Annotated in this window: 15 protein-coding genes and 1 tRNA gene; 9 read left to right on the top strand and 7 right to left on the bottom strand. The window is 69.5% G+C overall.

The genetic code is table 11. The annotated features are described in order from the left end of the window. The coding region (gene lepA / locus Q0L11_RS03430) for a translation elongation factor 4 (RefSeq protein ID WP_296595448.1) at window positions 1-1,794 on the top strand (1,794 nt) is incomplete at its 5' end. Between the two features lie 140 nt (window positions 1,795-1,934). Here lepA and Q0L11_RS03425 read toward each other — a convergent pair. Beyond that, window positions 1,935-3,215 (bottom strand): amidohydrolase family protein, encoded by a 1,281-nt coding sequence (locus tag Q0L11_RS03425; protein ID WP_296595447.1) that lies wholly within the window; start codon window positions 3,213-3,215, stop codon window positions 1,935-1,937. Between the two features lie 69 nt (window positions 3,216-3,284). On the opposite strand from Q0L11_RS03425, the gene Q0L11_RS03420 reads away from it, so the two are divergent. Continuing rightward, complete coding sequence (locus tag Q0L11_RS03420) at window positions 3,285-3,635, top strand: DUF2200 domain-containing protein (protein ID WP_296595446.1); 351 nt, start codon at window positions 3,285-3,287, stop codon at window positions 3,633-3,635. Between the two features lie 12 nt (window positions 3,636-3,647). Here Q0L11_RS03420 and Q0L11_RS03415 read toward each other — a convergent pair whose 3' ends face one another. Then, window positions 3,648-4,208 carry a TetR/AcrR family transcriptional regulator gene (locus Q0L11_RS03415; protein ID WP_296595445.1) on the bottom strand — a complete coding sequence of 187 codons (561 nt, stop codon included), beginning with the start codon at window positions 4,206-4,208 and terminating at the stop codon, window positions 3,648-3,650. A gap of 76 nt (window positions 4,209-4,284) precedes the next feature. On the opposite strand from Q0L11_RS03415, the gene Q0L11_RS03410 reads away from it, so the two are divergent. Next, window positions 4,285-4,710, top strand: coding sequence for a tautomerase family protein (locus Q0L11_RS03410; protein ID WP_296595444.1), 426 nt, complete (start codon window positions 4,285-4,287; stop codon window positions 4,708-4,710). Between the two features lie 15 nt (window positions 4,711-4,725). Here the strand turns inward: Q0L11_RS03410 and Q0L11_RS03405 are convergent, their stop codons facing one another. Then, window positions 4,726-4,920, bottom strand: a complete 195-nt coding sequence (locus Q0L11_RS03405; protein WP_296595443.1) for a hypothetical protein — start codon at window positions 4,918-4,920, stop codon at window positions 4,726-4,728. A gap of 278 nt (window positions 4,921-5,198) precedes the next feature. Between Q0L11_RS03405 and Q0L11_RS03400 the strand changes: the two genes are divergently transcribed. The 5 genes from Q0L11_RS03400 to Q0L11_RS03380 all read left to right on the top strand — a co-directional run bounded on the left by Q0L11_RS03400 (window position 5,199) and on the right by Q0L11_RS03380 (window position 8,166). Then, window positions 5,199-5,336 carry an entericidin A/B family lipoprotein gene (locus tag Q0L11_RS03400; RefSeq protein ID WP_293483738.1) on the top strand — a complete coding sequence of 46 codons (138 nt, stop codon included), beginning with the start codon at window positions 5,199-5,201 and terminating at the stop codon, window positions 5,334-5,336. A gap of 77 nt (window positions 5,337-5,413) precedes the next feature. Continuing rightward, window positions 5,414-5,809 carry a DUF983 domain-containing protein gene (locus tag Q0L11_RS03395; RefSeq protein ID WP_296595442.1) on the top strand — a complete coding sequence of 132 codons (396 nt, stop codon included), beginning with the start codon at window positions 5,414-5,416 and terminating at the stop codon, window positions 5,807-5,809. Between the two features lie 102 nt (window positions 5,810-5,911). Further along, the gene (locus Q0L11_RS03390; RefSeq protein WP_296595441.1) at window positions 5,912-6,070 is read left to right on the top strand and encodes a DUF3309 family protein; all 159 of its coding nucleotides are present in this window, start codon (window positions 5,912-5,914) and stop codon (window positions 6,068-6,070) included. Between the two features lie 74 nt (window positions 6,071-6,144). Further along, window positions 6,145-7,446, top strand: coding sequence for an MFS transporter (locus tag Q0L11_RS03385; protein WP_296595440.1), 1,302 nt, complete (start codon window positions 6,145-6,147; stop codon window positions 7,444-7,446). Continuing rightward, window positions 7,447-8,166 carry a DUF599 family protein gene (locus tag Q0L11_RS03380; RefSeq protein WP_296595439.1) on the top strand — a complete coding sequence of 240 codons (720 nt, stop codon included), beginning with the start codon at window positions 7,447-7,449 and terminating at the stop codon, window positions 8,164-8,166. It abuts the gene before it with no gap. On the opposite strand, the gene Q0L11_RS03375 is transcribed toward Q0L11_RS03380, so the two are convergent. The 3 genes from Q0L11_RS03375 to msrA are packed head-to-tail and all read right to left on the bottom strand — an operon-like array spanning window position 8,132 to window position 9,461. Next, on the bottom strand, window positions 8,132-8,467 hold the full coding sequence (locus Q0L11_RS03375; RefSeq protein WP_296595438.1) for an MmcQ/YjbR family DNA-binding protein: 336 nt from the start codon (window positions 8,465-8,467) through the stop codon (window positions 8,132-8,134). The two genes, Q0L11_RS03380 and Q0L11_RS03375, sit on opposite strands and share 35 nt — an antisense overlap. Next, window positions 8,464-8,805 carry an MmcQ/YjbR family DNA-binding protein gene (locus Q0L11_RS03370; RefSeq protein ID WP_296595437.1) on the bottom strand — a complete coding sequence of 114 codons (342 nt, stop codon included), beginning with the start codon at window positions 8,803-8,805 and terminating at the stop codon, window positions 8,464-8,466. Before Q0L11_RS03370 ends, Q0L11_RS03375 begins: the two co-directional genes overlap by 4 nt. 5 nt (window positions 8,806-8,810) lie before the next feature. Beyond that, a complete protein-coding gene (gene msrA, locus Q0L11_RS03365; RefSeq protein ID WP_296595436.1) occupies window positions 8,811-9,461 on the bottom strand; it encodes a peptide-methionine (S)-S-oxide reductase MsrA in 651 nt (216 codons plus the stop codon). 184 nt (window positions 9,462-9,645) lie between these two features. Between msrA and Q0L11_RS03360 the strand changes: the two genes are divergently transcribed. Further along, a tRNA-Ser gene (locus tag Q0L11_RS03360) sits at window positions 9,646-9,735 on the top strand. 39 nt (window positions 9,736-9,774) lie between these two features. Here Q0L11_RS03360 and Q0L11_RS03355 read toward each other — a convergent pair. Next, window positions 9,775-11,798 (bottom strand): glycoside hydrolase family 3 C-terminal domain-containing protein (locus Q0L11_RS03355; protein ID WP_296595435.1); only part of this gene is annotated, 2,024 nt, incomplete at its 5' end.

The raw sequence follows: 11,798 nt of genomic DNA, 5'->3' as shown, positions 1-11,798 counted from the left end.
TCCAAGATCCGCAACTTCTCGATCGTCGCGCACATCGACCACGGCAAGTCGACGCTCTCCGACCGTCTCATCCAGGAGACCGGCGGCCTGACCCAGCGCGAGATGACCGAGCAGGTGCTCGACAACATGGAGATCGAGCGCGAGCGCGGGATCACCATCAAGGCCCAGACCGTCCGCCTGGAATACAAGGCCGACGACGGCGAGACCTACATCCTCAACTTGATGGACACGCCCGGGCACGTCGACTTCGCCTACGAGGTCAGCCGCAGCCTGGCCGCCTGCGAGGGCTCTATCCTGGTGGTGGACGCTTCGCAGGGCGTGGAAGCCCAGACGCTGGCCAATGTCTACCAGGCCATCGACAACAACCACGAGATCGTCCCGGTCCTGAACAAGATCGACCTGCCGGCCGCCGAGCCCGAGCGGGTGCGCCAGCAGATCGAGGACGTGATCGGCCTGGACGCCTCGGACGCCGTGGTCTGTTCGGCCAAGTCGGGGATCGGCATCCACGACGTGCTGGAGGCCGTCGTCCACCGCCTGCCGCCGCCCAAGGGCGACCCAGCCGCGCCGCTGAAGGCCCTGCTGGTCGACGCCTGGTACGACCAGTACCTGGGCGTGGTCGTGCTGGTGCGCGTCTTCGACGGGGTCCTGAAAGTGGGCCAGAAGGTCAAAATGATGCAGACCGGCGCCCAGTACCAGATCGACCGGCTGGGCGTGTTCAAGCCGAAGCAGACCGACGTGGCCGAGCTCGGCCCCGGCGAGGTCGGCTACATCACCGCCTCGATCAAGGAAGTGGCCCACGCCGCCGTCGGCGACACCATCACCGACGAGCGCAAGCCCACGGACTCGCCGCTGACCGGCTTCCGCGAGGTGCAGCCCGTGGTGTTCTGCGGCCTCTTCCCGGTGGACGCCGCCGACTTCGAGGACCTGCGAGCCGCCATCGGCCGCCTGCGCCTGAACGACGCGTCCTTCAGCTACGAGATGGAGACCAGCGCGGCCCTCGGCTTCGGCTTCCGCTGCGGGTTCCTCGGCCTGCTGCACCTGGAGATCATCCAGGAGCGGCTCTCCCGCGAGTTCGACCTGGACCTGATCGCGACGGCCCCGTCGGTCGTCTACAAGATCACCCTGGCCCACGGCGGCGGCGAAATCGAGCTGCACAATCCGGCCGACCTGCCCGATCCCATGAAGATCGAGAGCATCGCCGAGCCCTGGATCAAGGCCACCATCTTCACGCCCGACGACTACCTGGGCGCCATCATCAAGCTGTGCCAGGACCGCCGCGGCGTGCAGCGCGAGCTGAGCTACGTCGGCGCCCGCGCCATGCTGGTCTACGACCTGCCGCTGAACGAGGTGGTCTTCGACTTCTACGACCGCCTGAAGTCGATCTCGAAGGGCTACGCCAGCTTCGACTACTCCATCGAGGAGTACCGGGCCGGCGACCTGGTGAAGATGTCGATCCTGGTCAACTCCGAGCCGGTGGACGCCCTCTCCATGCTGGTCCACCGCGACCGGGCCGAGAGCCGCGGCCGGGGCATGGTGGAGAAGATGAAGGACCTGATCCCGCCGCACATGTTCCAGATCCCGATCCAGGCGGCCATCGGGGGTCGGATCATCGCGAGAGAAACCGTACGCGCGCTCCGCAAGGACGTGACGGCCAAGTGCTACGGCGGCGACGCCACCCGCAAGCGCAAGCTCCTCGACAAGCAGAAGGAGGGCAAGAAGCGCATGCGCCAGTTCGGCAAGGTCGAGATCCCGCAGGAAGCCTTCATCGCCGCGCTGAAGATGGACGAGAACTAGCGGACCCGCCTGGCTCGTCATCCCCGGGCTCGATGCGGAGATCCATTCCAGGGCGTCCGCTGGGTCCGCACGCCTTCCGGAACCGCCGCTTGGATGGCCGGGTCGAGCCCGACCATGACGAGTAGGTGTGTGGCGGCTCCCTATGGCGCGGCGACCTTCCCGGCCTTCACCACGCCCGCCACCGTCTCCAGCACCTTCACGTCCGCCAGCGGGTCACCCTCCACCGCTATGAGGTCGCCGGCGAAGCCCGGCTCGACGCGGCCGATCTCCCGCTCCATCCGCAGCGCCGCGGCGGCCTCGGTCGTGGCCGCGCGGATGGCCTGGGCCGGGGTCATGCCGAAGCGGACCATGTAGGCGAACTGGCGCGCGCCGAGGCCGTAGGGATAGACCGCCGCGTCGGTGCCGAAGGTGAGTTTCACCCCCGCCGCCACGGCCTTGCGGAAGCCCTCGCGCTGGACGTCGGTAGTCTCGCGGTTCTTGCGCAGGTACTCGGCCGGCCAGTGCTCGCGGGTCCCGACCTCCTCGATCCAGTCGCCGTTGTAGATGTCCATGTCGAGCCAGACGCCGCGGGCCTTCGCCAGGGCGATCCCCTCGTCGTCGATCAGGCTGGCGTGCTCGATGGTGCGGGCGCCGGCGCGGATCGCCGCCTTGATCGCCGCCGCGCCGTGGGCGTGGGCGATGCAGTATTTCCCGAGCGCCTTCGCCTCGTCACAGGCGGCCTTGATCGTTGGCTCGTCCAGCTCCAGCGCGCCCGGCTCGCTGCCCACGGCGAGCACGGCGCCGCTGGCGATGATCTTGATGAAGTCCGCCCCGCCGCCGATCAGCGCGCGCACCTTCGCCTGCGCCTCGGCCGGGTTGCGCGCCTCGCCCATCCGGAACACCGCCGGGATGGGCGTGCCCTTCGGCGCACCCGTCACCGCCCCGCCGCCGCCCGGTTTGGTGATGTAGGCGCCGGCGACCACCATCCTCGGCCCCTCGACCCAGCCCTTGGCGATGGCGTCCCGGAGCGTCACGTCGGAGAGGCCGCGGTAGGCGCCCACGTCGCGCACGGTCGTGAAGCCGGCGCGCAGCATGGTCCGCGCGGCCTCGGCGCCCTTCAGCGCCGTCTCGCCCTCGGAGTGCTTCAGCGCCTCGGCCGGATCGTCGGTCTGGCCGAAGCCGTCGGCGACATGGGTGTGCAAGTCGATCAGGCCGGGCAGCACCGTGTAGCGCGACCAGTCCAGCACCCGGCCGTCCGCCGGCGGCGGCGCCCAGGCCGACACCTCGGCGATCCGGCCATCGACGATCTTGATCCGCCGGTCGGCCGCGGCCTCACCCTTCGCCGGGTCGACCAGCCGTCCGGCGTGGACGTACAGGGTCTCAGCGCGGGCGGGCGCTGCGAGCAGCAGGCTGGCGAGCAGGAGGGCGGACGTTCTGAGCATCCGTCCAGGCTAGAGCAGCTTCGGCCGGCGGTGGTACCGTATTCGGGCGCGCCAAGGGATCGAACCGCCGTGACCAAGCACCGGATTTACACGACCAGCGTGGCGAGCGTTTACCCGCTCTATGTCGCCAAGGCGGAGAAGAAGGGGCGCACCAAGGACGAGGTCGACGAGATCGTCCGCTGGCTCACCGGCTTCAGCCAGGCGGGGCTGGAGGCCCAGCTTGCGGCCAGATCGGACTTCGAGACCTTCTTCGCCCAGGCGCCGCGGCTTAATCCGGCGCGGGCCGAGATCAAGGGCGTGGTCTGCGGCGTGCGGGTCGAAGAGGTCGAGGAGCCGCTGATGCGGGAGATCCGCTACCTCGACAAGCTCATCGACGAGCTCGCCAAGGGCAAGGCGATGGAGAAAATCCTGCGGGGATAGGGCGAACGGCCTCTAGCTCTCGCCCGCGGCCTTCAAGGCGCTCCGCAGATTCACCTCCAGCAGCTCGTTCGCCAGCGGCCGGTCGTCGGGCACGGCGCGAGACAGCATCAGCGCACCCACCATCCGCGCGACCAGCTCGACGGCCCGCGCGCGACGGTCCGCGCCGTCCGGCAGCCCGGCTTGCACCGAGGCGATCATCGCCTCCAGCCCGTCGGCGAAAACGGCCTTCACCTCCGGCGGCTGGCGCGCCACGTCGCCGGCCAGGGCCGCGGCGGGACACGTCTGGCCCGGCGCGTTACGAGCCGCCTTCGACAGGTAGCGCGGCAGCAGATCCGCCAACGGGCCGACCCGCGCGCGTTCGTCCGCCATCTGGGTCCAGGCGCTGTCCAGCGCCTCGGCCGCCAGCGCCTGCTTGGACGGGAAGTGATTGTAGAAGCCGCCATGGGTGAAGCCGGCGGCCTTCATCACGTCGCCGACGGCCACCTCCTCGAACCCGCGCTCGCGGAACAGCTTCGCCGCCGCCGCCAGCACGCGGTCGCGGTTCTCCTTCGCCTGGGCCTTGCTGATCCTCATGTCGAACCTCGCGCTTGACGCCCACAATAATGATGCTCATCATCATTAAAAGTCAATCACGGCGGGGAGCCTGACTGTGCCTCTTTGGAAGATCTATCACCCGGTCGGCGCCTTCTCGGCCGACGACAAGCAGCAGCTCTCGAAGCGGATCACCGATCTCTACAAGCGCCTGCCCAGGTTCTACGTGGGCGTGGTGTTCCAGGAGGTGGCGCCCGATTCTTTCTACGTTGCGGGCGAGCCGGCCACGAACTTCGTGCGGATCTGGGTGGACCATATCGCCCGGACGCTCCCCAATGCCGAGGCGCGGACATGGTGGATCGGCCAGTGCGACGAGGCGCTGGCGCCGTTCATCCGCGACCGCGGGTTCGACTGGGAGTTCCACATCGACGAGACGTCGTTCGAGCTGTGGTCGATCCAGGGCATGCGTCCGCCTCTCGCCGGCACGGAGGACGAAAAGCGCTGGATTGCCGAGAACCGGCCGACGCCCTTGACGGGGACCTGAAGTCCCCGCGTCAGCCTAGAGCTGGTTGAATTCCCCGCAGCGGCACTTGACCACCACGTCGTTGAAGAAGGTGCGGTCGGCGCGGACCAGTTCCTGGCGGCAGGCGCCGCAGGCATAGGCCGGACCTTCGCTGTCACGGGGGGCCTCGTCGGCCTGCAGCACGGTGCGGCGGCCCACGAACAGACCCGGGAAGGTACGCAGCTCAATCATCACTCTGCTCCAAGATGGGCCAGGGGGAGCTGGCCGCTCTTCGCAATGCAAAACCCATGAAAGCAAATCCTGTTGCGGCGCAATGACAGAACGGCGCCCACAGGCCGGATTTCTCCTGTGAAGCGAGCGCAATCCCTTTCTCCGCAAGGAATCCGCTCAGCCGGCGCCCGATTTCGCAGCGCAACGTTATCCGGCCGCGCACCGCCGCATTCCTGCCGCGAGCTTGACTACAACGGCGACGCAAGGGACCTAGTCGCCAACATCTGCAGGGATCGCCCATGCGCAAGCTGATCGTGCTCACCGCGGCCGCCGCCGCTCTCCTGGTTTCCGCCTGCAACACCGTGTCGGGCCTCGGCAAGGACGCGCAGGCCGCCGGCCGCGCCGTGACCGGCGCCGCCGAAGACGCGAAGCGGTAGGCGCGCGACGGATTAAGGCTGCGGCCAAACGGCCGCCGCTCTTTCGTCCGGTCGTCCGATGGCGCATATGGAGCGCCATGGCCGAAATCCATCACCCGCTGTTCCGCTCGATCGGGCGAGGGCTGTCGCACCACTGCCCCGCGTGTGCGAAGGGTCGCCTGTTCGGCAAGTACCTGAAGGTCCAGCCGCGGTGCGAGGCCTGCGGACATGAGCTCGCCCGCTATCCGGCCGACGATGGCCCGGCCTACCTCACCATCCTGCTGATCGGCCACCTCATCGTGGGGCCGGCGCTGTTCTTCCCCATCGTCTGGGAAACCTCGCCGGCGATCTCCCTGCCGATCATCCTGACCGCCCTGACGCTCGTGACGCTCGTCGCCCTCCCGCGCATCAAGGGCGCGTGGATCGGCATGATGTATGCGCTGCAGGTCACCGACCGCGAACAACGGCTGCACACCGCCGACGCCGCGGACTGACCGCTCCTGGGACGTCGCCAGGCCGACTCAGGCCAGGGAACCCAACCTTCACCGCACACGTTCGCTGCGGTCGAGGTCGGGGGGCCTGAGGAGAACTAGCGAATGTCCCTGGGGACCATTCTCATCATCATCCTGATCCTGCTGCTGCTGGGCGCGCTGCCGAGCTGGGGCTATTCGCGTAGCTGGGGCTATTTCCCGAGCGGCGGCCTGGGTCTCGTCCTGGTCATCGTGATCATCCTGGTGCTGCTCGGCCGCATATAGCGTTGCAGCCGACGAGCCCGGCCCATTAGCATCCGCCCCGGTCGCGCCCCCGATGGCGCTTCGGGGGAGGATGCATGGCGGGCGGCGTGGCGGCGGGCGGCGGGATGACGCCCTGGGCGCGTATCAAGGCGATCCTGGGGGGATCCGCGGGCAACCTGGTCGAGTGGTACGATTGGTTCGCCTACACCTCCACCAGCCTCTACTTCGCCAAGCACTTCTTCCCCGGCGAGGATCCGGTCGGCCAGCAGTTGCAGACCGCCGCGATCTTCGGCGCGGGCTTCATCGCCCGGCCGCTGGGCGCCTGGCTGATGGGGATCTACGCCGACCGCGGCGGCCGGCGCGCGGCCCTGACGTTGTCGGTGGCGCTGATGAGCCTGGGCTCTTTCGCCATCGCCATTCTGCCCACGTACGCCCAGATCGGCGTCTGGGCCCAGCTCGGGCTGCTCGCCGCCCGTCTGGTCCAGGGCCTTTCCCTCGGCGGCGAGTACGGCGCCAGCGCCACCTACATGTCCGAGATGGCCGGCCATAAGCGCCGGGGCTTCTGGTCGTCGTTCCAGTACACCACGCTCGTCGGCGGCCAGCTCACGGCGCTGCTGGTGTTGGTCATCCTGCAGAACACCCTCAGTCACGAGGCCCTGGAGGCCTGGGGCTGGCGCGTGCCGTTCGCCATCGGCGGCCTGCTGGCCATCGTCGTCTTCTGGATCCGCAGCGGCCTGGAAGAGACGAAGTCCTACCTGGCGGCCGAGGGCGAGAAGGAGCGCGGCTCCACCTGGGCCCTCTTCCGCGACCACCCACGCGAGAGCGCCGCGATCCTGGCGCTGACCGCCGCCGGTTCCTTGGCCTTCTACGCCTACACGACCTACATGCAGAAGTTCCTGGTCAACACCGCGGGCTTCGCGAAGGACACGGCGACCGGGGTCATGGCGGCGGTGCTGATCATCTACATGCTGGTGCAGCCGCCCATCGGCTGGCTGTCGGACCATGTCGGCCGCAAGACGACGATCGCCGTCGGCCTGGGGATCGGCGCCCTGGTGACCTATCCCGTCATGAGCGCCATCGCCGTCGCCCAGACGCCGCTGATGGCCTTTGGCCTGATCATGATCCTGGTGCTCTGCCACTCGGGCTATTCGGCGGTGAACGCGGCGGTGAAGGCCGAGCTGTTCCCGGCCCACGTGCGCGCGCTGGGCGTCGCCCTGCCCTACGCCCTGGCCAACGCAATCTTCGGCGGCACCGCCGAATACGCCGCCGGCTGGCTGAAGAAGGAGGGGATCGAAAGCGCCTTCTATGTTTACGTGGCGATCGTGATGGCCGTGGCCGCCGTGGTGGCCTTCCGCCTGCGCAACACCAACGAGACCAGCCTGATCCTCGAGGACTGAGTGCGAACGCTGGACCTGACCGCGCTGGGCGTCTTCCTGGTCGCCTGGCTGTTCTACGAGCCGCTGCTGACCGCGTTCGGCAAGCGGCGCGGCGGGGTGCTGAACACCGACATGACGGTCATCCGCACGGCCTGGATGGTCCAAATGACCGGGCGCGAGGTGCGGCTGATGGACGGCAACCTGCTGGGCCACGCCCTGAACTCGGCGTCTTTTTTCGCCTCCTCCAACCTGCTGCTGATCGCCGCCGCCGCCGGCGCGCTGTTCGGCGGCGATTCGACTTTCCGCTCGGTCTCGGCGCTGGAGGTGGTGAAGACCTCGTCGCGGTTCCTGTTCGAGGTTCAGCTCGCCCTTGTGCTGCTCACCCTCGCGCGCGGCCTGCTCGACTTCATCTGGTCGATCCGCCAGCTCAACTACTGTCTGGCGGCGATGGGCGCGACGCCCGAGCCGCTGCCGGCCGGCGAGCGGCCCGTCTTCGGAGAGGTCCTGGCGCGGCTGCTGAACCCGGCGCTGGGCGCCTTCAACTCGGGCGTCCGCGGCTACTACTTCGCGCTGGCGGCCGCGGCGTGGCTGTTCGGCGCCTGGGCCCTGATCGGCGCGACGGTGGGCGCGGTGGCCCTGCTCTTCTGGCGCCAGCGCAGCTCGGCCGCCGCCCAGGCCATCCACGACTTCCGCAACCTGATCGAGGCTAGAGACCCAGTTCCGCCCGCGCCGCCTTCGTGAGCTTGGCCGCGATCAGGCCGTGTGCGCCGGCGATCCAGTCCGGGGCCAGGTCGGGCTCCAGGTCTTCCAGGTCGACGATCACCCACGAGCCCTTGGCCAGGTAGGGCGCCTGCCGCCCCGGCCCGTCCTGGGTCAGCACTTCGAAGCCGATCTCCGAGACCTTGAACGACAGGCCGCCGCGCAGGCCGCAGATGGCGAACACCTTGCCGCCCACCTTGTAGACGTCCGATCCGCCCCACTGGACCACGTGGGTGACCGCCGGCAGCGCCATGGCGCAGGCGTGGACCTCGTCGCGCGTCACAGCCCGATCCCGGCCTTCTGCGCGCGCGTCAGCTTCGCGGCGACCAGGCTGTGCGCCGTCCTGATCCAGCCGGCCACCTCGGCCGCGTCCTGGGCGCCAAGATCGTCCAGCGTCACCCACTTCGCCCGCGCCAGATAGGCGGCCGGCGTCGCGCGACCTTCCTGCACCAGCGCCTCGAAGGCGATGTCCGTGGCCTTGAACGACAGCTTGGAATAGGCGGCGTCGGTCGCAGCGAACATCTTCCCCGCGACCTTGTAGACGTGATCGTCGCCCCACTGGACGTCCATGTGCACGCCCGGCAGGGCCAGGCACGCCGCGTGCAGTTCCTCCCGCGTCATCGCCGTCAGGCCGAAGCGCCGAGGCCGGCGGGGCAGGACACGCCCGTCCCGCCGATGCCGCAATAGCCGTCCGGGTTCTTGGCCAGGTACTGCTGGTGGTAGTCCTCGGCGAAATAGAACGGCGCGGCGGGCTGGATCTCGGTGGTGATGCGGCCGAAGCCGCGCTTCGACAGCTCGGCCTGGTAAGCCTCGCGCGAGGCCTCCGCCTCCGCCGCCTGGGCGTCGTTGGTCACATAGAGGCCGGAGCGATACTGCGTGCCGATGTCGCCGCCCTGGCGCATGCCCTGGGTGGGGTCGTGGTTCTCCCAGAACACCTTCAGCAGGTCGCGATAGGTCACCACCCGCGGATCGAACACCACCAGCACCGACTCGGTGTGACCGGTGCGGCCGGAGCAGACCTCCTCGTAGGTGGGGTTCGGCGTCAGGCCCTGCTGGTAGCCCACGGCGGTCACGTGCACGCCTGGAACCTGCCAGAACACGCGCTCGACGCCCCAGAAGCAGCCCATGCCGAAATAGGCGGCCTCCAGCCCGTCGGGGTATGGCCCCTTCAGCGGCTGGCCGTTCACGAAGTGCATCTCCGCCGTGGGGATCGCATGCGCCCGCCCCGGCAGGGCCGTGTCCGCGGTCGGCAGGTCGAGGGGCTTCTTGAAGAACACGGGACGTCTCCGGAAACAGGGCGGATAGGAAGCCCCGTCCGCTCCGAATACACCCAAAGTCGAGCCGCGAGGATACCGCCCGCGCCGGACCGCCTGCGACGGCGACCATGCGCCGCTTGCCCCCCAAAGCCTCCTGCCTGTATATGCCCGCCTTCCGCCGGGGCCCACTCCCCCGCGCGGGTGTGGTGAGGTGGCCGAGTGGTTGAAGGCGCACGCCTGGAACGCGTGTATAGGGGAAACTCTATCGAGGGTTCGAATCCCTCTCTCACCGCCACTCGCAGCATTAGCTTGTCAGGTTTCGCGACCGCCGCGATCAGGGTTCCGACGATGTGATCGTCAGAATCGCCTTCGCGCGGATGTCGCCGGACGAGCGGCCGACGAGGATGTCGTACGCGCCTGGCTCGATCCGCCAGCGCCCCCCCTCCACGTCCCAGTAGGCGAAGGCGCCGGGCTCCAGGTCCAGCGCAACGCGGCGTCGCTCGCCCGGCGCCAGGGCGACCTTGGCGAACGCCTTCAGTTCCTTGGGCGGGCGGGCGACGGTGCTGTCGAGGGCGGCCACGTAGGCCTGAACCACCTCCTGGCCCGCGCGGTCGCCGGTGTTGGTCACCTCGACCTCGATGCGCACCGGCTGGCCCACGGCGACCGACGTGGGCGCCGTTAGGTCCGAGATTTCGAAGGTCGTGTAGGCCAGGCCGTGGCCGAACGGAAACAGCGGCCTCACGGGGTTCGCGTCGAACCAGCGGTAGCCGACGCCAAGCCCTTCGGCGTAGTCGCAGACCAGCGGATCCGGACCCGGCGCGTGGGCGGGGTGGTCGCCGAAGGCGCGGGGGAAGGTGAGCGGCAGCCGCCCCCCGGGCGCCCGCTCGCCGAACAGCACGGCGGCCAGGGCGTCCGGCCCCGCCTCCCCCGGCAGCCAGAGCTGCAGCACGGCCGGCGCGTCGGCGATCCACGGCATGGCGAACGGCGAGCCGGTGTTCAGCACCACCACCGTGCGCGGGTTGGCCGCCAGCACGGCGCGCGCTAGGTCGTCCTGCGCACCTGGCAGGTCGAGGCTCTCGCGGTCGTAGCCCTCGGCCTCGGTGGCCGAGCCCGATCCGAGCACCAGCACGACCGCATCGGCCTGGGCGGCGGCCGCCACCGCGTCGGCGATGGAGGGCGGCGGCGGGCGGACGCCGATGGCGACGTAGTCCTGGTCCGGATCGGCCGGCCGATAGTCCATCCGGATGGGATAGCCGCGGCCGGCCTCCAGCTCGATCCGCGCGAGGCGGCGAGGCGTCAGCACGCCCATCACGTCCAGCCGGTCGGCGCTCGCCGGCGTGTCGGGGGCGACCAGGATCTGGCCGTCCAGCCAGAGGCTCGCGCCGCCGGTGGCGCGCACGCTGAACTCGTAGGTCCCCGTCGCCTCGGGCCAGAACCATCCTGTCCACCGGAACGCGCCATAGGCCGGCCGGCGCGCCGAGGCGATGGCGCCGCTGACCCAGCGCACCAAGTGGCGCTCGATGCCGGTGCTGTTCGGCTCGCCGGAGAAATCGTCGGCTGCGAAATAGGCCGCATTCAGGCCCTCGGCCTCGCGCGCTTCGGACGGACTGAACTGGCTGCGGACGGCGGGGGGCGGCACGGCGTCATTGTCGGCCCCCTGCGCTTCGAGCACGACGACGCCGTCGCCAAGGCGGCGGCGGACCGCAGCGGTGATCGAGCCGTCCGCCTCGGTCGCCACCTGCGAACTGCCGCCGCCCTGCAGCATGCAGCGCACGGCGTTCGGCCCGATCACCGCGAGGGTTCCGAGCGAGGGCGACAACGGGAGAAGGCCGCCCTCGTTCTTCAGCAGCACCATGCCATCGCAGGCGGCCTCGAACGCCACGGCGCGGTGGCGCGGAGTCACCCGCTCGCCCGGCGGACGATCCACGGCCGCGAGCTCCGATCGAACGATGAGCCGCAGAACCCGCCGCGCGTTGTCGTCGATCTGCGCCTGCGGAACCTCGCCGGCCGCCACCGCCGCCAGCAGCTTGTCGCCGAACCACCTGGCCGGCCCCGGCATCTCGAGGTCAAGCCCCGCGTTGGCGGCCGGCGCGGTCGAGCGGACGGCGGTCCAGTCCGAGACCACGAGGCCTTCGTAGCCCCACTCGGTCTTCAGAATGTCCGTGAGCAGGCGGCGATGCTCGGAGGCGTAGGTCCCGTTCAGTTTGTTGTAGGACGCCATCACCGTCCAGGGATCGGCCTCCCGCACCACCCGCTCGAATGCCGCCAGGTAGATCTCCCGCAGGGTCCGTTCGTCGACCCGGGCGTCGACGCGGAAGCGCTCCAGTTCCTGGTTGTTGGCGGCGTAGTGCTTGAGCG

This window comes from Phenylobacterium sp., from assembly GCF_024508875.1.
Classification (GTDB): Bacteria; Pseudomonadota; Alphaproteobacteria; order Caulobacterales; family Caulobacteraceae; genus Phenylobacterium.
The sequence above is the reverse complement of the archived record's forward strand: the minus strand, read 5'-3'. Positions and strand labels throughout refer to the sequence as shown.

Excerpts from the sequence above, each read along its gene's own strand:
- Q0L11_RS03425 (WP_296595447.1), bottom strand. The coding sequence starts at position 3,215 with ATGCTCAGAACGTCCGCCCTCCTGCTCGCCAGCCTGCTGCTCGCAGCG.
- Q0L11_RS03415 (WP_296595445.1), bottom strand. The coding sequence starts at position 4,208 with ATGAGGATCAGCAAGGCCCAGGCGAAGGAGAACCGCGACCGCGTGCTG.
- Q0L11_RS03405 (WP_296595443.1), bottom strand. The coding sequence starts at position 4,920 with ATGATTGAGCTGCGTACCTTCCCGGGTCTGTTCGTGGGCCGCCGCACC.
- Q0L11_RS03400 (WP_293483738.1), top strand. The coding sequence starts at position 5,199 with ATGCGCAAGCTGATCGTGCTCACCGCGGCCGCCGCCGCTCTCCTGGTT.
- Q0L11_RS03395 (WP_296595442.1), top strand. The coding sequence starts at position 5,414 with ATGGCCGAAATCCATCACCCGCTGTTCCGCTCGATCGGGCGAGGGCTG.
- Q0L11_RS03390 (WP_296595441.1), top strand. The coding sequence starts at position 5,912 with ATGTCCCTGGGGACCATTCTCATCATCATCCTGATCCTGCTGCTGCTG.
- Q0L11_RS03385 (WP_296595440.1), top strand. The coding sequence starts at position 6,145 with ATGGCGGGCGGCGTGGCGGCGGGCGGCGGGATGACGCCCTGGGCGCGT.
- Q0L11_RS03370 (WP_296595437.1), bottom strand. The coding sequence starts at position 8,805 with ATGACGCGGGAGGAACTGCACGCGGCGTGCCTGGCCCTGCCGGGCGTG.